The sequence below is a fragment of the Geodermatophilus sp. SYSU D00703 genome, from assembly GCF_054050155.1.
In genome coordinates, this window is sequence record NZ_JBJGYU010000017.1 from 77,762 (window position 1) to 103,956 (window position 26,195).

Below are 26,195 nucleotides of genomic sequence, written 5' to 3' on the forward strand. Positions count from 1 at the left end.
ATCGCGGGGCGCCGTCCTCGCCGTGCCCGCCGGCTGCCGGACGGGCCCGTTCCGCTGCATCCTCGTCCGCACCATGCACCGGGGCGGCGGGGGCGCTCCCCGAGTGGAACGGGCCTGCCCCATGGACGTTGCCGCCGGCGCTCCCTCCCGCCCCACCGCCCCTGGGGCCCCGGCGCGGCACGGCCGCCACTGGGCCGGCGACCTGCCGCTCCGCCGCCGCGACGTCCTCGCCGTCGGGGGCCTGGCCACCCTCCCGCTCCTCGCTCCGTGGGGCCTCCCCCGGGCGTCGGCGGCCACCATCAGCCTCAGGGACCACGGCGCCGTGGGGAACGGAGTGGCCGACGACACCGCCGCCGTGCAGCGGTTCATCGACGCCACGGCCCAGCAAGGGGCGATCGGGGTGGTGCCGGCCGGGACCTACCGCTGCACCCGCAGCCTGCTCCTGCCGGCCCGCGCGCAGCTGCAGCTGGCCAGTGGCGCGCGGCTGCTGAAGGACTGGGCGGCGGCCCCCGGCCTGGCCAACGCCTTCCTCCGCAACAGCGACTTCGCCGTCCGGTCCCACGGCGTCCGGATCACCGGCCCGGGGAGCATCGGGGCGAGGGACCACAGCCGCACCGGCGTGATCGTCGCCCTCTACGGCGACGACGTGCTGCTCAGTGACCTCACCATCGACACCTTCGCCGGCGGGCAGGCCGTCCTGTTCGCCGGCGACCGCGGCCGCATGGACCGGGTGCGGATCCGCAACAGCGCGGCGACGACCGGGACCGGCGGCATCCGCGTGATCGGCGGCGTGGACTTCCTCGCCACCGCGTGCGACGTCCGGTCCGGGGACGACTGCCTGCAGTTCGTGCCGATCGGCGACCCGCGCGCGCTGCTGTTCGACATGAGCATCAGCCGCGGCAGCTTCGTCGGCTGCACGGGCACGAGCTCGGTGAGCCGGTTCATGGTCGCCGGGCTCGAGTGGACCAGCGGGGAGGGCGGCATGACCGCCTCCGTCAGCGACTGCAGCTTCAGCAACTGCCGTGGGGCGGGCTCGAACCGGGGCATCGTCGTGAAGAACACGCACAGCACCGGGGCGATCGAGCGGCTGCGGTTCACCGACTGCGCCGTCGACATGGCGCGCGCGGTGAACGCGGAGACCCAGGAGATCCGCATCCAGACCGACCCGACCTCCCGCGGGTCCATCCGCGACGTCACCTTCACCCGCACCAACATCACCCGGCCGGTCAACGGCGTCCTGCGGATCGGCGGACCCGACATCAGCGGGATCACGTTCGACGGCTGCACGTTCCCCGCCCCCTCGGGCACGGCGAACGCCGTCGCGGTCGTCGACCAGGCCGACCGGGTGCGGATCGTGCGGTCGACGTTCGCGGGCGCACCGGGCAAGCGGCTGCTCGTGGCCGGGCCCATCGCCCCGGTGACGGCGTTCTCCGTGGAGGACTGCCGCTTCGCCGCCATCGGGAACGGGTTCTGGGGGGTGGACCTCGTCGCCGCCGCCGGAGCCCGCATCGCCGGCTCCGTGTTCGGCCAGGCCCCCGGCGCGACGACCGCCCGTGCGGTCCGCGTCTCCTCGGCCTGCCGCGGCGTCGTCATCGAGGGCAACGACCTCACCGGGCTGACCGCCACCACGAAGATCACGAACAACGCGGCGGACACGATCATCCGGGACAACCGCGGCGGCTGACCGCCCGTCCACGGCTCGGTCCTCCGCGGCCGCTCGAGGGGCCCGCACGACCCGTCCGCGAGGTGCTCGGCCGCATCCCGTCACCGCGTGCAACTGTGCCCTGACCTGCAGCGATCACGGCGAGTGACGCTCCCCCAGTTGAGGGTCCCCCGCTCCCCCCTCGCTGCGGCTGTGCCGTCCGAGGCCCGACCGGGAGTCTCATCCCCAACATCCCGGGGAACAGGTCGAGGAGCCTCTCTGATGGAAACGCCCAGCGTCAGTCGACGCGACGTCCTCAAGCTGTCGGCGGCCGGCACGGCAGCAGTCGCCCTCCCGCTGCAGGGGGTCCTGTCGGCGGCGACGGCGTCCGCGCTGCCCACGAGCAAGATGCCCAAGCCGTACACGGCGGCCTTCAAGGCCCCGCCGGTGCTGGAGCCGGTCGTGACCGACGACGTCCGGAGCAACGTCTACGGGCACGTGCCCGACGACTACGTCCCCCCGGCCGGCGGTGGCCACCAGCCCGGGGAGCCGATCCTCGGCAGCGAGTACCTGGGCACCGACTACTACCGGATCACCCAGACCAACGTCGCGGTCCAGCTCATCCCTGGCACGTGGACCAAGATGTGGGGCTACAACCGGTCCGTCCCGGGGCCGACCATCCGGTCCTACTTGCAGCCCGACCCCGACAACCCCGGCAAGAAGATCAGCCGGCGCACCGTCATGCAGGTGCTCAACGAGCTGCCCAAGCGCCACCCCACGCTCGGCTACGTCCCCTGGACCTCGACCCACCTGCACGGGTCGCCGTCCAAGCCGCAGTTCGACGGCTACGCCGGCGACCTGACCAACCCGGGCGAGTGGAAGAACTACCAGTACCCGAACAACTGCACCCCGCGGACCCTCTGGTACCACGACCACGGCGTCCACCACACCGCGCAGAACGTCTACATGGGCCTGGCCGCCCAGTACCACCTCGTGGACGAGGAGCTCGAGATCGGCCTCGAGATCCCGCGGTGGGACCGGCAGAAGGCCGCCGAGGGCAAGCCGCAGTACGAGTTCCCGCTCATCCTCAGCGACGTCATGTTCACGGCGGACGGCCAGCTGCAGTGGGACGACGACGGCGAGTCCGGGCTCTACGGCGACGTGGTCCTGGTCAACGGGGTGCCGTGGCCGAACATGAAGGTCGAGCCGCGCAAGTACCGCTTCCGGGTGCTCAACGGCTCACTGGCCCGCGGCTACCGGCTCCGGCTGAGCAACAACATGCCGTTCAAGGTGATCGCCACCGACGGCGGCTTCATGCAGGCCGCCCAGCAGGTGACCACCTTCACGATCGGCATGGCCGAGCGCTACGAGATCATTATCGACTTCAAGGACCTCAAGGGCACCAAGGTCCAGCTGGTCAACGACGGCGTCCCGAACGCCCGCGACTTCGACCACACCGGCAAGGTGATGCAGTTCGAGGTGGGCAAGGGCGTCACCAGCTTCGACGGTAACCAGTGGCCGAACACCCTGGGCGCTGCCCATCCGGTGATGACGCTCAAGGCCGCCGACCGGGCCGCCGTCCGGAACATGCGCCTGCACCGCAGCAACGGCCTGTGGAAGATCAACGACACGACGTGGGACGACGTCGTCCGGTCCAACTACGAGAACGTCTTCGCCACCGTGGCCCGCGACTCCATCGAGATCTGGGACGTGGAGAACTCGTCCGGTGGCTGGTTCCACCCGCTGCACGTGCACCTGGTCGACTTCCGGGTGCTCAGTCGCACCGTGAGCGGGGTCACCCAGCCGCCCCGGCCGGAGGAGCGCGGTCCCAAGGACGTCGTCTACGTCGGCGAGAACGAGACCGTCCGCCTCATCATGCGGTTCGAGCACGAGGACGGGCGCTACATGATCCACTGCCACAACCTGTCGCACGAGGACCACGACATGATGTTCCAGTACCAGGTGGGACACCACGACATCGACTGCGACTCGATCAACAGCGACCCGCCGAAGCCGCTGCCGGCTCCGGACCTGGTGCCCCAGCAGCCGCCGGTTGCCGAGACGCCGGCGCCCGAGGCGTCGGCGCCCGAGGCGTCGGCGCCCGAGGCCCCGGAGGCCGAGACGGGCACGGACAGCTCGACCTCCGGCACGGACACCTCGACGTCCGGCACGGGGACCCCGGCGCCGAGCACGGACACCACCACGACGACGACCGCGCCGGCCGACCAGTCGGCTCCGGCGCCGGCGTCCGACGCACCGGCGGGCACCTCCGCCGGAGCCTGATCCACCCGCCTGGGCCCCGGAACGGCCACCGGCCGCTCCGGGGCACAGGCGTGCCCTGCCGCAGGTGGTGCCGGGGGTCCCGGTCCGGCCGTCGGTGCAGGTGGTCCCCCGGGTTGGGGGTGGATCCGCCCCCACGGAGCGGCTGTCTGCCCGCGCGCACAGTGACCAAGGTCCTTCGAAGACGAGCCGTTTCACATGGGGAGGAACGAGATGAGAAGCCCGCAACAGGAACCCGGCGGCCGGCGACGGCGCCTCCGGGGCTGGGCCCGCCGACTGGTGGTGCCCGCCGCCGCGCTGGCCGTGCTCCCGCTGGCACTGGCGCCCACGTCGCAGGCGGCGACGGTGATCACCGTGCCGAACCCGGGCGGACTGACCCAGGCCGGGCCGGTGAACCCCGCGAACGGGTTCCCGGCCTGGTACGAGGACAACGCCGGCCGGCGGCTGGAGGCCTGCTTCGACCACCAGGACCCGCTGTGCAACATCCCGGTGGCCGAGGTGCCCAACGCGTCCGCGCCGGTCTCCTTCCCGGACAACTGGCCGGCCGAGTTCTTCTACCAGCTCGTCGAGGCCGATCTGCCCCTGCGCGGCGGCGGCACGGCCACGCTCGTCCTCGGCCTGGAGGGCGCGTGGCTCAACGAGGTGGTCAACCCCGGCGACCAGACCGTCTTCGCCCGCGTCCGGATCGACGTCGAGGAGGCCGTGGCCAACACGACCTACCGTTTCCGGCACCCGTTCGGTGAGCTGACCGTGGACACCGACGAGGACGGCGAGGGCCGGTTCGTCCAGGACGTCTCCCCGGCGCTGAACAACTTCGACACCGCGCTCGCCGGGAACTTCGGGCCGTTCCTGCGCTGGCGGCCGGGTGTGCTGCCCAACCCGCCGGCCGGCTACGTGGGTGACCCGAACGTCCTGCACCAGGTCACCGGCAGCCCGATCGGCTTCAACCGGTTCACCGCCTGGCAGGGCCCGCTGCAGGAGGGCACCACCGACCTGTTCAGCATCTCCGGCAAGATCGCGACCAACACCGGGCTGACCGTCGACCGGGCCAGCGTCAACGGCGAGTTCCTCGACGTCTTCGCCACCAGCAAGGGCACCACGCTGGAGGTCTCGGGGCAGGACGGGCGGTTCGCCACCACGCCGATGGTGAAGGACCCCGGCAGCGACCGGTTCTACGCGCGAATCGCGCTGCAGGCCGGCGCGGCGCTGCCCACGGAGGTCGTCGTGCGCAACACCGGTGACAACCCGGTGAGCACGAAGACGTACAAGATCAGCGGTGTCACGGTGAACCAGGCCGGCTACGACGGCACGAACCTGACCGTGGCGGCCACGGCCATCGCCCCGGCCACCTACCCGCTCGAGGTCGTGGGCGTGAAGGACGCCGCCGGCGCCGCGGTCAGGCTGACCTCGGCCGCTCCGGTCACCGTCCCCGTGCTCGCGCCGCCGGCGACGGTGACGGTCAAGGACGCCGCCGGCACCACGGCCAGTCTCCCGGTGACCATCCTCGGCGGCCAGGCCACCCCGAGCGGCCCGCCGACCGGCGGCGGCACGCAGCCCGACCCGGCCGCGCTGCCGGGCGCCCCGACGGGGGTGCAGGCCACGGCCGGGGACGCCCAGACGAGCGTCACCTGGGCCGCGCCGGCCAGCACCGGCACCTCGCCGCTGATCCGGTACGTCGTGACGGCGACCAGCCCGACCGGCGTCCTCTACCGCGCGAACGCCACGCCGGACACCCTCCAGGCGGTGGTCGAGGGCCTCGTCAACGGGGAGCGGTACGCGGTGCGGGTGCGGGCGGTGAACAGCTCCGGTGTGGGTCCGCCGTCCGCGCCGGTGAACGTCACCCCCGTGGCGCCATGAGCCCCACCGGGAGGCCGGGAGACCCCGGCCGGGAGTGAGACAGGCCGAGGGCCCGTCACCAGCCGGTGGCGGGCCCTCGGCCTGTCCGGGACGGGCAGGTCACAGCGGGGTGCCGGGGGTGCGTGAGCCGTCGAGCCGGGCCCGCCCCTCGGCGTGCAGGCCCTCCCCCGCTCGAAGCCCTCCCGGCCGACCGCGACGAACGCCTCGGCCGGGCCCGGGAACCACGTGGCGGTCATGTGGCCGTCGGGGTGCCGGACCGTGCTGGAGCGCGCCCGGTCACCGGCGTCGCGCCACACCGCCCGGCTCCCCACGACCTCCCGGACGGCGGCCTTCGCCTCGCTGCTGCCCCTGGGTGCCCTCCCCGTCCCGCCGGTTCTGCCCGCGGCGGATCATCGCACCCGGGCCCGCTCGCCTCCGCGCGACGGCCGGACCCGGCGACCGCGGCGGCGTTGGCCCCGACCACCACCGCGATGCCGAGCCACTCGTGCGCGGCCAGGAGCTGGCCGAGCAGCACCGTGCCGACCAGCGCGGCGAGCACCGGGTGGACGCTCATGAAGACGCCGAACGAGCGCTGGGGGACGACGCGCAGCGCGATCAGGTCGGCGGCGTACGGGACCACCGACGCCAGCACCCCGGCGGCCACCGCGTGGCCGAGCGCCGCCCCGTCCAGCCGCCCGGCCCGGAGGAGCAGGACGAGCACCGGCAGGTAGGCCAGCGCGCACAGGGCGGTGGCCACCGCGGGGGCCTGCAGGCCGGGCAGCCGGGCGCCGGCGACGCGGTTGAGCACGATGTACGCCGCCCAGCACGCGCCGCCGAGCACGCCGATCCCCAGGCCGACGAAGTCGCTGGACGGGCCGGGCAGGACCAGCAGGTACACCCCGGCGGCGGCGGCGACGGCGATGAGCAGGTCGCGCCGCGAGCGGGAGCCGGCGAGCGCCACCGCGAGCGGGCCGAGGAACTCGAGCGTCACCGCCAGGCCCAGGCCGATCCGGTCGATCGCCGTGTAGAGGGCCAGGTTCATGCAGCCGAAGACGACGGCCAGCAGCAGCACCGGCCACCACTGCGCCCGGGTCATCCGCCGCAGCGGCGGGCGGGCGACCGGCAGCAGCACGGCCGCCGCGACCACCTGGCGGACGGCCACGACCCCGGGCGGGCCGATCGCCGCGAACGCGTGTGCGCCGAGGGCGGCGCCGACCTGGTTGCTCAGGGCACTGCCCAGCATCGTCCCGACACCGCGCAGCACCGGTCGTCGGCGTCCGTCGGCGGCAGCCCGCCTGCCCGTTCCCGCAGTGGTCACTCGCCCGAGTGTGGACACGAACCGCTCATGAGGGAAATGTGCGCCCCGTTCCCGGCGATACGCTCACCGTATGGATCCGGAGGTCCGGCAGCTGCGGGCCCTCCTCGCCGTGGTGGACGCCGGCACGTTCACCGGGGCCGCCGACACCCTCGGCACCTCTCAGGCGTCGGTGTCCCGGACGATCGCCGCGCTGGAGCGCGCCCTGGGCACCCGGGTGCTGCAGCGGACCACGCGGGAGGTGTCGCTGACCCCGGCCGGCGCCCGGGTCGTCGGGCACGCCCGCCGCGTCCTGGAGGAGGTCGCCGCGATCCGGCGGGCCGCCGAGCAGGGTGGCGGGGACCTGCGCGTCGGGTACCACTGGTCGGCGCTCGGCCGCCACACCACCGCGGTGCAGCGCCGGTGGGCCCAGGACCGCCCGGGCGCCGCGCTGGTGTTCGTCCACGCCGACACCGCCACCGCCGGCCTGAGCGAGGGGGTCGCCGACGTGAGCGTCCTCCGCCGTCCGGTCAGCGACCCGCGGCTGCGGACCGCCCTGCTCGGCGTCGAGCGGCGCTACGCCGCCGTCGCCGCCGACGACCCGCTGGCCCGCCGCCGCAGCCTGAGCCTCGACGACTTCGCCGGCCGGACCGTCGCGGTCGACCCGCTGACCGGGACCACCACCGAGGAGCTGTGGTCGCCGCCGGCGGCGCCGGCCGCCACCCGGGTGGTGCGCGGGATCGAGGACTGGCTCACCGTCATCGCCGCGGGTCAGGCGGTGGGCATCTCCGCCGAGGCCACCGCGGCCCAGCACCCCCGGCCCGGCGTCGCGTACCGACTGGTCCGCGACGCCCCGCCGATCCCGGTGTGGCTCACCTGGTGGGCCGACAGCCCGCCGGCCGGCCTGGACGCGTTCGTGCACCTCGTCTGCGAGCAGTACGGACGGCGCGGCCCGGAGGCACGCGGCGGCGCCGGGTGACCGTCCGCGACGACCGGACCGCCCAGCCCGCCGGGGCCGACGGCCCGCGTCAGGGCACGCGTGCGAGCACCCGGTCGGCCGCCGGGACCCGGCCGCGCGGGCCGGCGTCGCCCAGCACCGCGGCGCGCCATCCCCGCAGCGAGCTGAGCACCGCCACCCCGTCCGCGCGCTCGAGGTCGGCCACGGTGAGCACCCGCTCCCGCAGCCGGCCCGCCTCGAGCAGCCGCGCGCGCTCGACGCCCGGCAGACACCCGGACTCCAGCGGCGGCGTCCACCACGACCCGTCGAGCGCCACCGCGAGGGAGGCCCGGGTGGCCTCGGTGAGCTCCCCGCTCGTGTTCACCATGACCACGTCGTCGACGTCCGGCCGCCGCTCCCGGCGCCGGTCATAGGGCTCCCGCAGGCTCGTCTTGTGGTGGAGCCAGGTCTCCCGAGGATCGACCGGCTCGTCGTCGACCGCGAGCAGCACCGGGCCGGCGGAGGTCGGTGGCAGCGCCGCGACGTCCACGGCGAGCGTCCCGTCGCGGCGGAGCCGCAGCCGGACGCGGGCCGCCGGCCCCCCCGCCAGCCGCTCGTCCAGCACGCGCCGCGCCGTTGACGGGTCGAACCGGAACCCCAGGTGCTCGGCGGAGGCTGCCATCCGCTGCAGGTGCCGGTCCCGGTTGCGCAGGCCGCGCCGCGGGTCGTGGCGCATCGTCTCCAGCAGCTCGAACTCGCGCGGCCGCGCGGCGAGGACGGCGGTCTTGGCGAGGACCTCCGCGTGTTCGGCGGACGCCTCCGACCCCCAGGTGATGCCGCTGCCGGTGCCGTAGACCGCCTCCCCGGAGTCCCTGTCCACCACCGCGGTCCGGATGGCCACGCTGAAGCGGGCCCGGACCGGCGCGTCCGGGGGGCCGACCAGGCCGATGGCCCCGCAGTAGACGCCCCGCGGGTCGGGTTCCACGGACCGGATGATCGCCATGGAGCTCACCTTGGGCGCCCCCGTGACCGAGCCGCAGGGGAACAGCGCCCGGAACAGCTCGACCAGACCGGTGCCCGGGCGCAGGCGCGCGGTGACGTCGGAGGTGAGCTGCAGGACGGTCTCGTAGCGCTCCACGGTGAACAGCGCGGGCACGTCGACGCTGCCGATCTCCGCGACCCGGCCGACGTCGTTGCGCAGCAGGTCGACGATCATGACGTTCTCCGCCCGCTCCTTGGGGCTCGCGCGCAGCCGGTCGGCCAGGCGCCGGTCCTCGTCGCGGGAGCGTCCCCGCGGCGTCGTCCCCTTCATCGGGCGCAGCAGCACCGAGTCCCCGCGGCGCTCGAAGAACAGCTCGGGGCTGGCGCTGGCCACGGCGAAGCGGCCGAGGTCGAGGTAGGCGTTGTGGGCGCCGCGCTGCCCCAGCGCCAGGTCCCGGTACAGGGCCATGGGGTCCCTGGTCACCGCGCCGGACATCCGCACGGTCAGGTTGCACTGGAACGTGTCCCCGGCGGCGATCCGCTCCCGGATCTCGCCGACGCCGCGGGCGTGCCCGGCCGGCGTCCACGCGGGCCACCACTCGGCGGCCGCGACCGACCCGACGTCGGCTGCCCGGAGCGGCGGCACCGGCAGCGGCTCGTCGCAGAGCCCGAACCACACCAGCGGCATCCCCATGGGCGTGCACCCGTGGACGGCCAGCCGGGGGTCGAGCCCGGCGGCGGCCTCGTAGGCGACGTAGCCGAAGGCCCACGACCCGGCGTCGGTGGCCCGCTCGACCTCGGCCAGGACGTCGACGACCTGCTCGGGGCGCTCGGCGACCAGCACCCGGCGCGGGGCCGGACACCGGACGGCGGTCCCGGCGCGGAGGTCGTCGAACCGGGCCCAGGGCGCCCCCGGCCAGCTGCCGCGGCTCACGGGGCCGTCGTCCCCGGACGCACCGCGGCGACCAGGTGGAACGAGCCGCTGACCACGACGGGCAGTCCGGCCCCGGCCCGCTCGGCGGCGCGGTCGACCGCGACCAGCGGGTCCTCCTGGACCTCGACCGCGATCCCGCACTCCCGCGCCGCCGCGGCGACCTGGTCGGCCGGGACGGACGTGCCGGCGGGGTGGTCGCCGTCCCCGGTGGCGAACCGCGTCGCGACCACCAGCGTGGCCGCGGGAGCGATGACCCGCAGGGCCGCCCGCAGGTCCTTGTCCTGCTTGACCGCGAGGACCCACGGGAACCGGGCGCCGGGGTGCACCTCCTGCAGCGTCGCCACCAGCGCCGCGAGCTTCATCGGGTTGTGCGCCCCGTCGAGGACCGCGGGCCGGCCGCCGACCACCCGGCGTTCGAACCGGCCGGGCAGCGTGGCGCTGCGCAGCCCCAGCCAGACGGCGTCCGGGTCGAGGGCCCACCCGTCGCGTGCGGCCAGCGCCTCGACGGCACGCAGCGCGAGGTGGGCGTTGCCCGCCTGGTGCCGCCCGGTCAGCCCCAGGGACAGGGGCGGTTGGCCCCGCAGGCGCAGTTCGGTGCCGCCCGGCCCGGTCCAGGCCCGCACCGCCGGGGGTCCCTGGTCCACCCAGGAGAGGGCGCAGCCCCGGCGGGCCGCCTCCGCGCGGAGCACGTCCTCCACCTCGGGGTCCCGTGGGCGGGCGGCCACCGCACGACCGCCGATCGGCAGGATGCCGGCCTTCTGGGCCGCGATCTCGCCGAGCGTGGACCCGAGCAGGTCCTGGTGGTCCAGGCCGATCGGCGTGACGACGGCGAGCTTGTCCGCCCGGGAGATCGTGTTGGTGGAGTCGAGCAGCCCCCCGACCCCCGTCTCGACGACCCCGTGGTCGACCCGATCGGCGAACAGGCTGAAGGCGACGGCGTTGGTGACCTCGAAGAAGGACGGCCGGCCGTGCCCGGCCCGCTCCACCGCCCCGACCGCCGGCCGCACCCGGGCCAGCGCGGCGTCGACGAGCTCGGCGGGCGCCGTGGCTCCGTCGAGCTGGAACCGCTCGAGGAGACAGGAGACGTGCGGCGACAGGTGGGCGCCCACCCGGAACCCGTGCGCCCGGAGCAGGCTCGCCACGAAGGTGCTCACCGACCCCTTGCCGGCGGTGCCCGCCACGTGCACGGCGCGGAACCGGTCCTGGGGGTCGCCGAGGGCCGCGAACAGGGCCCGGGCGCGGGCGAGCCCCGCGCCGGCCGGGCCCTGCTGGGGCCCGAGCTCCTCCAGCAGGTACCGCAGCACCCGGTCGAGCGCCGCCGGGGACGGCGGAGCCCCCACGGGCGTCACCCGGCCCACCACCCCGGAGGACACGACCTCGTCGACGTCCCGGCTCAGCGGAAGACGACGGTGCTGTGCCCGTTGAGGAGCACCCGCCGCTCGCTGTGCCACCGGACGGCCCGCGACAGCGCCAGCGCCTCGGCGTCCTGGCCGACCGTGGCGAGGGCGCGCGGGTCGTAGGTGTGGTCGATGCGGATGACCTCCTGCTCGATGATCGGCCCCTCGTCGAGGTCGGGGGTCACGTAGTGGGCCGTCGCGCCGACGAGCTTCACGCCGCGGTCGAAGGCCTGGTGGTAGGGCTTGGCGCCCTTGAACCCCGGCAGGAACGAGTGGTGGATGTTGATCGCCCGGCCGTGCAGGGCGGCGCACGTCTCGTCGGAGAGGATCTGCATGTAGCGGGCGAGGACGACCAGGTCGGCCCGGTACTCGTCGACCAGCTCGAGCAGGCGGGCCTCGGCCTCCCCCTTGGTCGCCGGCGTCACGGGCACGTGGACGAAGGGCAGACCGGCCGCCTCCGCCATCGGGCGCAGGTCCTCGTGGTTGGAGACCACGGCGACGAGCTCGGCGCCGAGGCTGCCGGCGCGCCAGCGGAAGATCAGGTCGTTGAGGCAGTGGCCGAGCTTGGAGACCAGGACCAGGACCCGCTGGGGCTGGTCGCCGGTCAGCCGGTAGCTCATGCCGAAGTCGTCGGCCACCGCCCGGAAGTCCGCCGACAGCAGGTCGGCGTCGGCGTCCTGCGAGCAGACGAACGACGTCCGCAGGAACAGCTGGCCGCGGGTGGGGTCGTCGAACTGCTGGTGCTCGACGATGTCGCAGCCGTGCTCGAACAGGAACGAGCTCACCGCGTGCACGATGCCCGGGCGCTCCTGGCAGCTGAGGGTGAGGGTGAAGGGGTGGGACACGGGTGCCTCCTCAGCACTCGACGATGTTGAGCGCAAGCCCGCCACGGGCGGTCTCCTTGTACTTGTCCTTCATGTCCGCGCCGGTCTCGCGCATGGTCTTGATCGCCTTGTCCAGGGGGACGTGGTGGCGGCCGTCGCCGCGCACGGCCATGCGCGCCGCGGTGATCGCCTTGACCGAGCCGACGGCGTTGCGCTCGATGCACGGGATCTGCACCAGCCCGCCGACCGGGTCGCAGGTGAGCCCCAGGTTGTGCTCGATGCCGATCTCCGCGGCGTTCTCCACCTGCTCCGGGGTCCCCCCGATGACCTCGGCGAGGCCGGCGGCGGCCATGGAGCAGGCCGAGCCGACCTCGCCCTGGCAGCCGACCTCCGCGCCGGAGATGGACGCGTTCTCCTTGAACAGCAGGCCGATCGCGGCGGCGGTGAGCAGGAAGCGCACCACGCCGTCCTCGGAGAAGGTGTCGACGAAGTCCCGGTAGTAGTGCAGGACGGCGGGCACGATGCCGGCGGCGCCGTTGGTCGGCGCGGTGACCACCCGGCCGCCGGCGGCGTTCTCCTCGTTGACCGCCAGGGCGTAGAGGGTGACCCACTCCATCGCGCGCAGCGGGTCGGCCTCGTCGTGGGAGGCCTCGAGCTGGGCCCGCAGCGCGGCCGCGCGCCGTCGCACCTTGAGCCCGCCCGGGAGGACGCCGGTGGTCCGGGTGCCGCGCTCCACGCACTCCTGCATCACCGACCAGGTGTGCAGGAGGCCCGCGCGGACCTCAGCCTCGCTGCGCCAGGCCAGCTCGTTGGCCAGCATCACGTCGCTGATGCGCAGCCCCGTCTCGCGGGTGCGCGCCAGCAGCTCCTCGCCGGTGCGGAAGGGGTACCGCACCGGCGTGCTGTCCTCGACGATCACCGGGTTGCCGGCCTCGTCCTCGTCGAGGACGAACCCGCCGCCGACCGAGTAGTACTCGCGTCGGCTGACCTCGTCGCCGGCCGCGTCCAGGGCCCGGAAGAGCATGCCGTTGCTGTGGAACTCCAGCCGCCTGCGCCGGTGGAGCACGACGTCGTCGTCCACCGAGAACGCGACGAGGTGCTCGCCGGCCAGCCGGAGCTTGCCCTCGCGGCGGATGGTGTCGACCCGGGGCTCGGCCGCGAGGGGGTCGACGAGGTCGGGCTGCTCACCCTCCAGCCCGAGGACGACGGCCTTGACGCTGCCGTGGCCGTGCCCGGTGGCGCCGAGCGATCCGAACAGCTCGCACCGGACGCCGGCCACCCGGCCGAGCAGCCCTTCCTCCCGCAGGCGCGAGACGAAGGTGCAGGCGGCCCGCATGGGGCCGACGGTGTGCGAGCTGGACGGACCGATCCCGACCTTGAACAGGTCGAAAGCGCTGATCGTCACCCGGTGCCTCCTCGTCCCGCGGATTTGACGGACACCAACCGCGGGTTCAGGTACACAGTTGGTATATCAGATGTACAGTGAAGGTATGTCGGTCCCTCTGAAGAGGCAAGGCCTGGCGGCCATCAACCTCTACGATCTGCTCGTGACCCTCGCACCGCTCGAGCTCGACCCGTCCGCCGCCACCTCCCTGGCGGACAAGGCCTACGTGGCGATCCGGGACCGGCTGATCATGCTGGCGATCCGCCCCGGTGACCCGATCGACGACGACGAGCTGGCCAAGGACCTCGGCGTGGGCCGCACCCCGGTGCGTGAGGCACTGAAGCGGCTGGAGGGCGACCGACTGGTCGTGTCCTACCCGCGGCGCGGGACGTTCGCGACCGGCATGGACATCTCCGATCTGGCGCACATCTCGGAGATCCGCGCCCAGCTCGAGCCGCTGGCCGCCCGTCGGGCCGCCGAGCGGGCCACCCGGGTGGGCCACGACGAGCTCGACGACCTGGCCACCGGGATCGAGCAGCTGGACGTCACCGGGATCGACCGCACCGAGCTGATGCGCTGGGACCTCGCCGTCCACCGCGCCATCTACCGGGCCGCGGGGAACCCGCACCTCGAGGACGTCCTCATCCGCTACGACAACCTGGCGACGCGGATCTTCTGCCTGTTCCTGGACCGCCTGCCCACGGTGGACGAGCACGTCGGCGAGCACGTGGAGCTGCTCCGGGCGATCGCCGCCGGTGACGCCGACCGGGCCGACGCCCTCGCCCGCGAGCACGTGCTGGGCTTCGAGCAGGCCATCCGGGCGGTCATCTGAGAGAGGACCCTCTGCCCCCCGCCACTCGCAGGCTCGCGGCGGGGCCCTACAGGGGGGCCGTTCCAGCACGTCACCAGGCCGGCCGCGGTCGCCGAACTCAGCCGACGGCGTCCAGGACCGTCAGGACGTCCCGGGTGGCCGCGACGTCGTGCACGCGGAGCACGGACGCTCCCCGCTGGACGGCGACGAGCGCCGCGGCCAGGGAACCGGGCAGCCGGTCCCCCACGGGGCGGCCGGTCAGCCGCCCGAGCACGGACTTGCGGGACAGCCCCACCATGACCGGCACGCCGAGGCCGGTGAACGCGTCGAGCGACGTGAGGAGCGCGACGTTGTGCGACAGCGTCTTGCCGAACCCGAACCCCGGGTCGACCACCAGGTGCTCGGGGCGGACGCCGGCGTCGAGGCAGGCGACCATGCGCTGGGCGAGGAAGGTGCGCACCTCGGCGACGACGTCCCGGTAGCGGGGGGCCTCCTGCATCGTCTCGGGCGAGCGCTGCATGTGCATCAGGCACACCGGCACGCCGAGCTCCGCGGCGGCCTCCAGCGCGCCCGGCCGCTGCAGCGCACGCACGTCGTTGACCATGCTCGTGCCGGCGGCCACCGCCTCCCGCATGACCTCGGGCCGCGAGGTGTCCACGGACAGTGGGACCGGGGTCCGCCGCGCCAGGGCCTCGACGACCGGGACGACCCGGTCCAGCTCCTCGCCGAGGGACGGCGGGCGCGAGCCCGGCCGGGTCGACTCCCCGCCGACGTCGATCAGGTCGGCGCCCTCCTCGGCCAGGCGGCAGCCGTGCTCGACGGCCCGCCCCAGGTCGTCGAAGCGCCCCCCGTCGGAGAAGGAGTCGGGGGTGACGTTGAGGATGCCGCAGACCAGGGGCCGCCCCGCGCCGAGGACCCGGCTGAGGGGGGAGGCGGTCCCGGTCGAGTGCGGGGCCTCCGCCGACACCGTGCCCGTCACGACGCCCCGCGCGCGGAGGCGACCGTGTGCTGCAGGAGGAGCGCGGTGGTGACGGGGCCGACCCCGCCCGGCACCGGGGTGAGGCCGGCGGCGTGCCCGGAGACCGAGCCGGCGTCGACGTCCCCGACCAGTCCGCCCTCGGGCTTCGGGTTGGTCCCGACGTCGACGACGACCGCGTCCTCGGCGACGTGCTCGGCCGTGATCAGCTCCGGCCGCCCGACGGCGGCGACGAGCACGTCCGCGGTCCGGGTGACCGCGGCCAGGTCCTTGGTGCGGCTGTGGCAGACGGTCACGGTGGCGTCCCGCTGCAGCAGCAGGTGCGCCACCGGCTTGCCGACGACGGTGGAGCGGCCGACCACGACGGCGTGCGCTCCCGACAGCGGGACCCCGTGGGCGTCCAGCAGCGCGAGCACGGCCGCGGCGGTCGCCGGCGGGTGCGCGGGCAGGCCGGCGGCGAGCCGTCCCAGGCTGAGCGGGTTGGCGCCGTCGACGTCCTTGGCCGGGTCGATCGAGGCGGCGAGGTCCTCGAACACCGCGCCGTCCGGCAGCGGCGTCTGCAGGATGATCCCGTGCACCGCGGGATCGGCGCTGAGCGCGGCCAGCTCGGTGCGGATCCGCTCCGGCGTCGCCGTCTCCCCCACGTCGACGACGGAGCAGGCGATGCCGGTCTTCTCCGCGGCCCGGGCGATGGAGCGGACGTACCAGGCGCTGGACTCGTCCGCCGTCGCGACGACCACGGCCAGCCGGGGCGGCGACCCGGCCGCGGCCAGCTCCGCGGCCGCGGAGGTGACCTGGGCGCGGATGGCGGCGGCCAGGCCGCTGCCGCTGAGGTCCGCCGTCATCGGACCAGCCCGTCCCGGACGGCGGCGGTGACCTTCTCCGCGCGCAGCACCAGGTCGTCCACGGTGTCGACGACCGCGGCGAGCTCACCCCAGGTCGTCGGGTCCGTGATGCCGCCGAGGTTGACCTCGACGTTGACCCGCGCGGTCGTGGCCGCGGCCCGGGCCGCCTCGGCGGCGGCGGCGACGTCGCTGACCACGTTGCGGTTGCCGATCGGCAGGAGCCGCTCGGCCAGGCCCAGCACCTGCTCGGCGACGGCGATGACGATGGCGGGCACGTGCGCCGCGCCGACCAGCGCCCGCGCGATGGCCGCCGACCGGGCCGCGGCCTCGTCCTCGGTCCCCTTGGGGAGCCGGTAGGCCTCGGTGACCGCGGTGAAGGCGGCGGCGTCCTCCTCGGCCAGACCGAGCGCGTTCTGGCGCAGCCGGTCGGCGGTGGCCGTGATGGTGGCGATCTCCTCGGCGGAGTCGGCGTACTTGGCCGAGTCGCTGTAGCGGGCGACCATCGCCACGAGGGCAGCGGCCTGGGCCGCGTGCAGTGCGGCGGTGGCCCCTCCGCCCGGGGCGGGCACCCTGGCGGCGAGCTGGGCCAGGAAGGTCTCGATGGTGTCGGTGCGCATGCGCGGGGTCCTCCGGGGTGGGCGTGTCCACGGGTGGTGGGCAGGCTCTCTCCGGGCCCCACCCCGAGCGGGCGCGGGGTGGGGCCCGGAGGGACTTCTTCAGCCGCGGATCCGGGTCATCTCCGGGTCGACGAGCGGCTCGGCGGCGACGGTGGCGGCGATGCGGGTGCCGAAGTACTCGATCTCGACCCCGGTGCCGACGGTCGCGGTGGCGGGCAGCCAGGCGTAGGCGATCGGCCGGCCGACGGTGTGCCCGAAGGCCGCGCTGGTCACGTAGCCGGCCGGGCGGCCGTCGACGAAGACCGGCTCGTGGCCGAGGACGACGCTGCGGCCGTCGTCGATCGTCAGGCAGGACAGCCGGCGGCCGACCGTGTCGGCGCCGAGCCCGGCGACGGCCGAACTGCCCACGTAGCCGTCCTTCTGCTTGCGGACGGCGAAGCCGAGACCGGCCTCGTAGGGGTTGTGCTCGGTGGTCATGTCGTGACCCCAGGCGCGGTAGCCCTTCTCCAGCCGCAGGCTGTTGAAGGCCGCCCGGCCCGCGGCGATGACGCCCAGGTCCTGGCCGGCCCGCCACAGCACGTCCCACAGCCGCTGACCGTTGTCGGCGCTGGTGTAGATCTCCCACCCGAGCTCGCCGACGTAGGACAGCCGCATCGCCGTCACGGGCACTCCCCCGATCCGGGCCCGCTTGGCGCGGAAGTACTTGAGCCCGTCGTTGGAGAAGTCGTCGGTGGTGAGCCGCTGGACGAGGTCGCGGGCCCGCGGGCCCCAGAGGCCGATGCAGCACGTGCCGCCGGTGACGTCCCGGATCTGCACGCTGCCGTCGTCCGGCGCCTCTCGCCGGAGGTGGTCGCGGTCGAGCGGGCCGTTGGCCCCGATCTGGAACAGCTGCTCGCCCAGCCGGGCGACGGTGAGGTCGCTGCGGATGCCGCCGGCCTCGTCGAGGGCCAGGGTGTAGGTCACCGACCCGACCGACTTGTCCATCTCGCCCGTCGTCAGCCGCTGCAGGAGGTCAAGGGCCCCGGGACCGCTGACCTCGAGCCGCTCGAGCGGCGTCATGTCGTACATCGCCACGGCGGTGCGGGTCTTCCACGCCTCCGCCGCCGCGATCGGGGACCAGAACTGCCCCGCCCACGCGTCGCGCTCCGGCGGCACCCACTCCGCGGGCAGCGCGTCCACCAGGCCGGCGTTGGCCTCGTACCAGTGCGGCCGCTCCCAGCCGGCTGCCTCGAGGAAGACCGCGCCCAGCTCCTGCTGCCGGGCGTGGAACGGGCTGACCCGCAGGTCGCGCGGGGACAGCCGCGGCTGCAGCGGGTGCAGCACGTCGTAGATCTCCACGAAGTTCTGCTGCGAGGTCTCGCTCACGTACTCGGGCGAGAGCTGGACGTCCTCGAAGCGGTGGACGTCGCACCCGTGCAGGTCGACCTCCGACCGCCCGTCCACGAGGAGCTGGGCCACCGCACGGGCCACCCCCGCGGAGTGGGTGACCCAGACCGCCTCGGCGATCCAGAAGCCCTGGACGTCGGCGGACTCCCCGATCAGCGGGCCCCCGTCCGGCGTGAACGAGAAGACGCCGTTGAAGCCGTTGTCGATCTTCGACGAGCGCAGCGAGGGCAGCAGCAGCTGGCTCTGCTCCCACGGGCCGGCGAAGTCCTCCTCGGTGAAGGGCAGCATCGAGGGCATCGACTCCTCCCGGACGCCGTCCCCCTGGGGGAGCTCCCGCAGGTCGACCGGCATGGGCCGGTGGGCGTAGGAACCGATGCCCAGGGTGTCGCCGCGCTCCCGGTAGTACAGGTCCTGGTCCTGGTGCCGCAGGATCGGCAGGCTCGCCTCGCTGAGCTCGTCGTTGCGGCCGACGAGGTCGGGCACCTGCCCGGTCCAGACGAACTGGTGGGCCAGCGGCAGCAGGGGCACGTCCATCCCGACCATCGCGCCGAGGTCCTGTCCCCAGAAGCCGGCGCAGGACACCACGATGTCGGCGGGGATGACGCCGTCCGGCGTCCGGACGCCGGTGACCCGCCCGCCGGTCTGCTCGATGCCGGTCACCCGGGTCGAGCCCTGGAAGCGGGCGCCGCGCGCCTCGGCGCGGCGGGCGAGGGCGACGACCGCCCGGGACGCCTTGGCCAGGCCGTCGGACGGGATGTGCAGGCCGCCGAGGATGCGGTCGCGGTCGACCAGCGGGTGCAGCCGCACGCACTCGTCGACGTCGACCACCTGCGCCTCGACGCCCCACGAGGTGGCCCAGCCCTGCTTGCGGTGCAGGTCCGCGAGCCGCTCCGGGGTGGTGGCGACCTCGAGGCCGCCGACCTGGTTGAAGCACCAGGCGCCGTCGACGTCGATGCTCAGCAGCTTCTCGACCGTGTAGCTGGCGAACGCGGTCATCGTCTTGGAGGCGTTGGTCTGGAAGACCAGGCCGGGCGCGTGCGACGTGGAGCCCCCGGTCAGCGGGAGGGGCCCCTGGTCGACGACGGTGACGCGGTCCCAGCCACGGGCGGTCAGCTCGTCGGCCAGGTTGGCGCCGACGATCCCCGCTCCGATGATGACCACACGAGGGGTGCTGGACATGTCTGTTGCTCCTGACTGACGGGCCGGTCAGCGGTCGTGGGTGGGGGTGGAGGTGAACTCGAGGGCCGCGTCGAGCAGCCAGTCGGCCAGGTAGCCGGCGAAGGACGACCGGACCAGGACGACGACGTCGTCGCCGGCGTCGGACAGGGCCAGCAGGACGACGCCCGCCTGCCCGAGCATCGTCTGGGCACTGCTCCCCCGGCCGAACACCCGCGGGTGCAGGTCGATCGAGCAGCCCTTGGCCAGGACCTCGCGCACCCGCGCACCGGTCAGCCGGAGGCCGATCCGCTGCGCGGAGACGTCCGTCGCGGACCCGCCCAGCGGGAGGACGGCGGCGCGGACCCGCGCCTCCAGCTCCTCGGGCGCCTCGGTGGTGCTGGTGAGCAGCCACTCGTCGGGACCCAGCCAGACCGCCCGTCCCGTGCCGGCCGGCACCCAGGTGTTGGGCGTCGTCGGCAGGTCGACGCCCAGCGCCGCCGACGCCTCGGGGCCGACGGTGCCGAGCCGGACGTCGGCCATCGCCACGAACGGCTCGGCGGCGATGCCGACGGTGTCGGGCAGGCTCTCGAACGCGGTGCGCCACCCCTCGAGCGGGTGGGTGCGCAGCAGCTCAGCCATCGCGACGGGCTCCTTCGGGATCGACCAGCACCGAGCCGGTCACCTCGACCGGGACGAGGGTGCCGTTGACGGGGACGTGGACGGTGTCGCCGATGCGCTCCCGGCCGCCCTTGACCAGGGCGAGGGCGAAGGGCCGGGCGAGCTCGGCGCTGCGGTAGCTGGAGGTGACGTGGCCGAGCATCGGCACCGGCGGGGGCGGCAGCTGGCCGTCGGCGGCGAACTCGACGATCTGCGACCCCTCGGGCAGCACGGTCTGCCGGTCGACGGGCAGCAGCCCGACCAGCTGCTTGCGCAGCGGGTCCTGGTTGGCCACGCGGGCGAAGGACCGCTTGCCGACGAAGTCGGGCTTCTTCTTGGACACCGCCCACGACATCCCGAGGTCCTGCGGGGTGACCGTGCCGTCGGTGTCCTGCCCGACGATCGGGTAGCCCTTCTCCGCGCGGAGCACGTGCATGGTCTCCGTGCCGTACGGCGTGATGCCGTACGGGCGGCCGGCCTCGAGCAGCCGCTCCCAGACCGCGACCGCGTACCAGGCGTTGACGTAGACCTCGAAGGCGAGCTCGCCGGAGAAGCTGATCCGGGCCAGCCGGACCGGCACGCCGTCCAGGGTGGTGTCCCGCCAGGTCATGAACGGGAAGGCCTCGTTGGACACGTCCACGTCGGGGAAGACCGCGCGGACGACGTCGCGGGAGCGAGGGCCGACGACGGGGAAGGTGACCCACTGCTCGGTGACCGAGGTGCAGTGGACCCGCAGGTCCGGCCACTCGGTCTGGACCCACTCCTCCATCCAGTCGAGGATCTTCGCCGCCCCGCCGGTGGTGGTGAGCACGAGGAAGCGGTCCTCGGCCAGGCGCAGCACGGTGCCGTCGTCGATGACCATGCCGTCGACACCGCACATGACGCCGTAGCGGACCGAACCGACCTTCAGGCTGCTCATCAGGTTCGTGTAGAGCCGGTCGAGGAGGACGGCGGCGTCCGGGCCCTGGACGTCGATCTTGCCGAGGGTGGAGCCGTCGAGGATGCCGACGCCGGTGCGGGCCGCGGCGCACTCGCGGAGGACCGCGGTCTCCATGTCCTCGCCGGGCTGCGGGTAGTAGCGGGGACGCTTCCACTGCCCGACGTCCTCGAAGACCGCCCCGGCCGCCACGTGCCACTCGTGCAGGGCGGTGACCCGCTCGGGGTCGAAGAGCCGGCCCCGGTCGCGGCCGGCCAGCGCGGCGAAGGCCACCGGGGTGTAGGGCGGCCGGAACGTGGTGGTCCCGGTGTCCTGCACCGGGACCCCGAGCAGCTCGGCGACGATCCCCGAGGTGAGGACGCCGGAGGTCTTGCCCTGGTCGTGCGCGGTGCCGATGGTCGTGTAGCGCTTGACGTGCTCGATCGACCGCAGTCCGGCGCCGACCGCGCGGGCGATGTCGGCGACCGTCGCGTCGCGCTGCAGGTCGACGAACGAGGTGCTCCCCTCGGCGCCGGAGGTGTCCGGCACCCGCCACAGCACCAGGGGCGCGGTGGGGACGACGGGCTCCGGGGCGGCGGGCAGCCGGTCGTCGTCCGCCGGCGCGATCGACAGCGCGGACAGCGTCGCGCGGGCCACCCGCTGACCGTCGGCCAGGCACCCGGCCAGGTCGAGGACCCCGGCGGCCGAGCCGGTGACCGACAGGCCGTCGAGCTCGTCGCCGGGCAGGAACGCGCCGAGGCCCTCGTCGTAGCGCAACCGGCCGCGGGCCTGGCTGAACAGGTGCACCGCGGGGTTCCAGCCCCCGCTGACCAGCAGCAGGTCGCAGGCGATCGCGCTGCTCGCGCCGACCTCCCCGCCGGCGAACGGGGCGACGAGGGCGTGCGTGACCCGCTCGACACCCTGCGTGCCCGTCACGACGGCCCCCGGGAGCACCCGGATCCCGGCCTGCTCGCACTCCTCGCGACGGCGCGGCGAGCCCTCCGGCCGGGCGTCGACCACCGCCTGCACCCGCACGCCCGCGCGGGACAGGACGAGGGCGGCGTCGTAGGCGCTGTCGTTCGTGGTGAAGACGACGGCGTCGCGGCCGGGCAGCACGCCGTAGCGGTGCAGGAACGTCCGGGCCGCGCCGGCGAGCATGATCCCCGGGCGGTCGTTGTCGGCGAACACGACCGGTCGCTCGTGGGCTCCGGTCGCGACGACCACGGAGCGGGCCCGGATGCGCCACACCCGCTGGCGGGACACGTGCCTGGGCGCGGTCGCGCCGAGGTGGTCGGTGCGCCGCTCGAGCGCGAGGACGAAGCCGTCGTCGTAGCTGCCGAACGCCGTCGTGCGCTGCAGGTGCAGCACCTCGGGGTGGCGGGCCAGCTCGGCGACCGCCTCGGCCACCCAGGCCGACGCGGGAGCGTCGTCGAGCCGGTCGGTGCCCGACAGCAGCGAGCCACCGGCCTCCGACTGCTCGTCGACGAGCGCGACGCGCGCACCGGCCCGGGCGGCGCTGAGCGCGGCGGCCAGGCCCGCGGGCCCGGCCCCCACGACCAGCACGTCCGCGTGGTGGTGGACGGCGTCGTAGCGTGCGGAGTCGGGGACCTCGGCGAGGCGGCCCTGCCCCGGCAGGCCGTGGGCCACCAGCCCGTCGTGCAGCTCGACGGTGGTCGCCAGCAGCATCGGCTCGGGGAAGGGCTCCTCGATCTGCACCAGGCCGCCCGGGTCCTCGGCCCACGCCGCGGCGATCCCGCGGGGACGGCCGAGCTTGATGCTCGTGGCGAGCTGGTGGCGGCCGGAGGCGAGCAGGGCCGAGGCCAGCGTGTCCCCGGGGTGACCGGTGTGGGTCTGCCCGTCGAAGGTGAACTCGACGGTGGTGGCGCGGTCGATGCGGCCGCCCTCGGGCGTGCGGAACGGACTCGTCATGGGGTCACCGGCTTCGGGTCATCGAGGCGGTAGACGCGCTCGAAGCGGTAGGTGGCGGTGTCGCGGATCGCGTTGAACCAGCGGCGGCAGCCGACGCTGTGGTTCCAGCGCTCGGCGAAGCGGCCCTTGGTGTTGTCACGGAAGAAGACGTAGTGCGCCCACTCCTCGTCGGAGAGCTCGGCGGGGGCGTCCGGGTACGGGACGTGGGCCTGGCCGCCGTAGGAGAACTCGACCTCCTCGCGGGGGCCGCACCACGGGCATGCGATGAGTTGCACGGGAGACTCCCTGGGTCAGTGGGCGACGGCGGCCGCGCCGTGCTCGTCGACGAGCGCGCCGGTGACGAAGCGGTCCAGGCCGAACGGCGCCACGGTGGGGTGGACCTCGTCGTCGGCGATGGTGGCGGCCAGGCACCAGCCGATGCCCGGCGTGGCCTTGAAGCCGCCGGTCCCCCAGCCGCAGTTGAGGTAGAGGTTGTCGTAGGGGGTCCGCCCCACGATCGGTGAGGCGTCCGGGCTGACGTCGACGATCCCGCCCCAGGTGCGCAGCAGGTGCGCCCGGGCGAACACCGGGAACAGCTCCACGGCCGCGGCCATCTGCCGCTCGATGACGTGGAACGCGCCGCGCTGCCCGTAGCCGTTGTAGGAGTCGACGCCGGCGCCCATGACCAGCTCACCCTTGTGCGCCTGCGAGACGTACACGTGCACCGCGTTGGACATCACGATGGTCGGGTGCACCGGCTCGAGGAGCTCGGAGACCAGGGCCTGCAGCGGGTGGCTCTGCACCGGCACGCGGAAGCCGAGCATGTCGGTGAGCACCGTCGTGTGCCCGGCGGCGCACAGCGCGACCTTCCCCGCGGCGATGTCCCCGCGCGTCGTCCGCACCCCCGTGACCCGGTCGCCCTCGGTGGTGAACCCGGTGACCTCGCAGTCCTGGATCAGGTCGATCCCGGCCTCGTCGGCGCGCCGGGCGAAGCCCCAGGCCACGTAGTCGTGCTTGGCGATGCCCGCGCGCGGCTGGTAGGTGGCCCCCAGCACCGGGTAGCGGATGTCGCTCGAGGTGTTGACGATCGGGCAGACCTTGCGGACCTCGTCGGGCTCGAGCCACTCGGCGTCGACCCCGTTGAGCTTGTTGGCCTCGACCCGCCGCACGCTGTCGCGGACGTCCTGCAGCGTGTGCGCCAGGTTCAGCACGCCGCGCTGGCTGAACAGGATGGGGTAGCCCAGGTCCTCCTCCAGGCCCTCCCAGAGCTTGAGGGAGTGCTCGTAGATGGCCGCGCTCTCGTCCCAGAGGTAGTTGGAGCGGATCAGCGTCGTGTTGCGGGCCATGTTGCCGCCGGCCAGCCAGCCCTTCTCCAGGACGGCGACGTTCGTGATCCCGTGGTTCTTCGCCAGGTAGTGCGCGGTGGCCAGGCCGTGCCCGCCGCCGCCGACGATGACGACGTCGTAGGACTTCTCCGGCTCCGGGTTCCGCCACAGGGCGTCCGGGTGCTCCGGCAGGTCCGCGCCGGGGGTGCGGGGGGTGCGGGTGGCGGGGGCGGAACTCATCGGGCGACCTCCGTCAGGTCGGGGTAGAGCGGGTGGCGGTCGGCCAGCCGGGTCACCCGCGCGCGGAGTGCCGGGAGCTGGCCGTCACCGGTCGAGGGCCGCAGCGCGGCGGCGATCACGTCGGACACCTCGGCGAAGTCGTCGAGGTCGAAGCCGCGGGCGGCCAGCGCCGGGGTGCCGATGCGCACTCCCGAGCTGACCATCGGCGGGCGAGGGTCGAAGGGCACGGCGTTGCGGTTGACGGTGATGCCGATGGCGTGCAGCCGGTCCTCGGCCTGCCGGCCGTCGAGCTCCGACTCCCGCAGGTCCACGAGGACGAGGTGGACGTCGGTGCCGCCGCTGACCACGTTGATGCCGGCCGCGCGGGAGTCGGGGGCCAACAGCCGGTCGGCGAGGATCCGGGCTCCGGCGAGCGTGCGCTCCTGCCGCTCGCGGAACGCGGGCTCGCCGGCCAGCTTGAAGGCGACGGCCTTGGCGGCGATGACGTGCTCGAGCGGGCCGCCCTGCTGGCCGGGGAAGACCGAGGAGTTGAACTTCTTGGCCAGGTCCCCCGTCGCGAGGATGACGCCGCCACGCGGGCCGCCGAGGGTCTTGTGGGTGGTCGAGGTGACCACGTGCGCGTGCGGCACGGGCGACGGGTGCAGCCCGGCGGCCACCAGCCCCGCGAAGTGGGCCATGTCGACCATCAGGTGGGCGCCGACCTCGTCGGCGATCCGCCGGAACTCGGCGAAGTCCAGCTGGCGGGGGTAGGCCGACCAGCCCGCGACGATCATCCGGGGTCGCCGCTCGTGGGCCAGCCGCTCGACCTCCGCCATGTCCACGAGGTGGTCGTCGGCCCGCACGTGGTAGGCCGCGACGTCGTAGAGCTTGCCGGAGAAGTTCAGCTTCATCCCGTGGGTCAGGTGGCCCCCGTGCGCCAGGTCCAGGCCCAGGATCGTGTCGCCGGGCTGCAGCAGAGCGGACATCGCCGCGGCGTTGGCCTGGGCGCCCGAGTGCGGCTGCACGTTGGCGTACTCGGCACCGAAGAGGGCCCTCAGCCGGTCGATGGCCAGCTGCTCGATCACGTCGACGTGCTCGCAGCCGCCGTAGTACCGCCGGCCCGGGTAGCCCTCGGCGTACTTGTTGGTCAGGACGGAGCCCTGGGCCTGCATGACCGCGACCGGCGCGAAGTTCTCGCTGGCGATCATCTCCAGGGTGGACTGCTGGCGGGTCAGCTCGGCGGAGATCGCCTCGTGCACCTCGGGGTCGGTGTCCGCCAGCGACCGGTCGAGCACGCGGTCCGGAACGGCCGGAGCCGCCAGAGCTCCTTCCAGCTGGACGACCATGCCGGGGTCCCTTCTGTCATGAAATGAAGCGGATGACTGGTATATCAGTCGTGCAACACCGTAGGGTGAGGGTCAGGCAGGGTCAAGGGGTGCGGTGAAAGGACCTCCCTGCCCCCACCGCTCGCACGCTCGCGGCGGGCCCCTGCAGGGAGGCCTGCCGCGCCCGCCATTCCCACGAGAGGAGATCCAGCGCCATGGCCCATGAGGTGAAGGGCGTCGTCGCCCGTAGCAAGGGTGCTCCGGTCACCGTCGAGACGATCGTCGTCCCCGACCCCGGCCCGGGTGAGGCCGTCGTCGACGTCCAGGCGTGCGGGGTCTGCGCCACCGACCTGCACTACCGCGAGGGCAACATCAACGACGAGTTCCCGTTCCTGCTCGGCCACGAGGCCGCCGGGGTGGTCTCCGCCGTCGGCGCGGGCGTCACCAACGTCGCCGTCGGCGACTACGTGGTCCTCAACTGGCGCGCGGTCTGCGGCCAGTGCCGCGCCTGCCTCAAGGGCGCGCTGCAGTACTGCTTCAACA

The 26,195-nt window shown here is 74.2% G+C and carries 20 protein-coding genes; 6 read left to right on the forward strand and 14 right to left on the reverse strand.

The window, feature by feature from the left end:
- Positions 1-121 precede the first annotated feature (121 nt).
- The 3 genes from ACI782_RS16540 (at position 122) to ACI782_RS16550 (ending at position 5,779) form a co-directional block, all read left to right on the forward strand.
- Complete coding sequence (locus ACI782_RS16540; protein WP_456911125.1) at positions 122-1,684, forward strand: glycosyl hydrolase family 28-related protein; 1,563 nt, start codon at positions 122-124, stop codon at positions 1,682-1,684.
- A gap of 240 nt (positions 1,685-1,924) precedes the next feature.
- Positions 1,925-3,925, forward strand: coding sequence for a multicopper oxidase domain-containing protein (locus ACI782_RS16545; RefSeq protein ID WP_456911127.1), 2,001 nt, complete (start codon positions 1,925-1,927; stop codon positions 3,923-3,925).
- 210 nt (positions 3,926-4,135) lie between these two features.
- Positions 4,136-5,779: a fibronectin type III domain-containing protein gene (locus tag ACI782_RS16550; RefSeq protein WP_456911129.1), complete on the forward strand. Its 1,644-nt coding sequence runs from the start codon at positions 4,136-4,138 to the stop codon at positions 5,777-5,779.
- A gap of 232 nt (positions 5,780-6,011) precedes the next feature.
- Here ACI782_RS16550 and ACI782_RS16555 read toward each other — a convergent pair whose 3' ends face one another.
- Positions 6,012-7,076: an EamA family transporter gene (locus tag ACI782_RS16555; protein ID WP_456911131.1), complete on the reverse strand. Its 1,065-nt coding sequence runs from the start codon at positions 7,074-7,076 to the stop codon at positions 6,012-6,014.
- Between the two features lie 70 nt (positions 7,077-7,146).
- Between ACI782_RS16555 and ACI782_RS16560 the strand changes: the two genes are divergently transcribed.
- Positions 7,147-8,031 carry a LysR family transcriptional regulator gene (locus ACI782_RS16560; RefSeq protein WP_456911133.1) on the forward strand — a complete coding sequence of 295 codons (885 nt, stop codon included), beginning with the start codon at positions 7,147-7,149 and terminating at the stop codon, positions 8,029-8,031.
- 49 nt (positions 8,032-8,080) lie between these two features.
- On the opposite strand, the gene pabB is transcribed toward ACI782_RS16560, so the two are convergent.
- From pabB to ACI782_RS16580, 4 genes are read right to left on the reverse strand one after another with little or no spacing between them, the layout of a single operon-like run.
- Positions 8,081-9,904 (reverse strand): aminodeoxychorismate synthase component I, encoded by a 1,824-nt coding sequence (gene pabB / locus ACI782_RS16565; protein ID WP_456911135.1) that lies wholly within the window; start codon positions 9,902-9,904, stop codon positions 8,081-8,083.
- Positions 9,901-11,253: a bifunctional folylpolyglutamate synthase/dihydrofolate synthase gene (locus ACI782_RS16570; RefSeq protein WP_456911137.1), complete on the reverse strand. Its 1,353-nt coding sequence runs from the start codon at positions 11,251-11,253 to the stop codon at positions 9,901-9,903. Before ACI782_RS16570 ends, pabB begins: the two co-directional genes overlap by 4 nt.
- Positions 11,254-11,297: 44 nt before the next feature.
- Positions 11,298-12,146 (reverse strand): formyltetrahydrofolate deformylase, encoded by an 849-nt coding sequence (purU, locus tag ACI782_RS16575; protein ID WP_456911139.1) that lies wholly within the window; start codon positions 12,144-12,146, stop codon positions 11,298-11,300.
- 10 nt (positions 12,147-12,156) lie between these two features.
- Positions 12,157-13,530 (reverse strand): L-serine ammonia-lyase, encoded by a 1,374-nt coding sequence (locus ACI782_RS16580; protein ID WP_456911142.1) that lies wholly within the window; start codon positions 13,528-13,530, stop codon positions 12,157-12,159.
- Positions 13,531-13,615: 85 nt separating this feature from the next.
- Here ACI782_RS16580 and ACI782_RS16585 point away from each other — a divergent pair, with 85 nt between their 5' ends.
- The gene (locus ACI782_RS16585) at positions 13,616-14,341 is read left to right on the forward strand and encodes a GntR family transcriptional regulator (RefSeq protein WP_456911144.1); all 726 of its coding nucleotides are present in this window, start codon (positions 13,616-13,618) and stop codon (positions 14,339-14,341) included.
- 97 nt (positions 14,342-14,438) lie between these two features.
- Here the strand turns inward: ACI782_RS16585 and folP are convergent, their stop codons facing one another.
- From folP to glyA, 9 genes are all read right to left on the reverse strand, one after another.
- Positions 14,439-15,299 carry a dihydropteroate synthase gene (gene folP / locus ACI782_RS16590; protein ID WP_456911146.1) on the reverse strand — a complete coding sequence of 287 codons (861 nt, stop codon included), beginning with the start codon at positions 15,297-15,299 and terminating at the stop codon, positions 14,439-14,441.
- Positions 15,296-16,141 carry a bifunctional 5,10-methylenetetrahydrofolate dehydrogenase/5,10-methenyltetrahydrofolate cyclohydrolase gene (locus ACI782_RS16595; RefSeq protein WP_456911148.1) on the reverse strand — a complete coding sequence of 282 codons (846 nt, stop codon included), beginning with the start codon at positions 16,139-16,141 and terminating at the stop codon, positions 15,296-15,298. The genes folP and ACI782_RS16595 overlap by 4 nt, the downstream gene beginning before the upstream one ends.
- Entirely contained in the window at positions 16,138-16,758 is a 621-nt protein-coding gene (locus ACI782_RS16600) for a cyclodeaminase/cyclohydrolase family protein (RefSeq protein ID WP_456911150.1), read from the reverse strand. Before ACI782_RS16600 ends, ACI782_RS16595 begins: the two co-directional genes overlap by 4 nt.
- Positions 16,759-16,857: 99 nt before the next feature.
- A complete protein-coding gene (locus ACI782_RS16605; protein ID WP_456911152.1) occupies positions 16,858-19,323 on the reverse strand; it encodes a GcvT family protein in 2,466 nt (821 codons plus the stop codon).
- Between the two features lie 27 nt (positions 19,324-19,350).
- On the reverse strand, positions 19,351-19,941 hold the full coding sequence (locus tag ACI782_RS16610; protein ID WP_456911154.1) for a sarcosine oxidase subunit gamma: 591 nt from the start codon (positions 19,939-19,941) through the stop codon (positions 19,351-19,353).
- On the reverse strand, positions 19,934-22,804 hold the full coding sequence (locus tag ACI782_RS16615) for a 2Fe-2S iron-sulfur cluster-binding protein (protein ID WP_456911156.1): 2,871 nt from the start codon (positions 22,802-22,804) through the stop codon (positions 19,934-19,936). Before ACI782_RS16615 ends, ACI782_RS16610 begins: the two co-directional genes overlap by 8 nt.
- Positions 22,801-23,079 (reverse strand): sarcosine oxidase subunit delta, encoded by a 279-nt coding sequence (locus ACI782_RS16620; protein WP_456911158.1) that lies wholly within the window; start codon positions 23,077-23,079, stop codon positions 22,801-22,803. Before ACI782_RS16620 ends, ACI782_RS16615 begins: the two co-directional genes overlap by 4 nt.
- Positions 23,080-23,094: 15 nt before the next feature.
- Positions 23,095-24,348, reverse strand: a complete 1,254-nt coding sequence (locus tag ACI782_RS16625; RefSeq protein WP_456911161.1) for a sarcosine oxidase subunit beta family protein — start codon at positions 24,346-24,348, stop codon at positions 23,095-23,097.
- Positions 24,345-25,673, reverse strand: coding sequence for a serine hydroxymethyltransferase (gene glyA / locus ACI782_RS16630; protein ID WP_456911163.1), 1,329 nt, complete (start codon positions 25,671-25,673; stop codon positions 24,345-24,347). Before glyA ends, ACI782_RS16625 begins: the two co-directional genes overlap by 4 nt.
- A gap of 194 nt (positions 25,674-25,867) precedes the next feature.
- Here glyA and ACI782_RS16635 point away from each other — a divergent pair.
- A partial coding sequence (locus tag ACI782_RS16635; protein WP_456911165.1) for an alcohol dehydrogenase catalytic domain-containing protein occupies positions 25,868-26,195 on the forward strand: 328 nt, incomplete at its 3' end.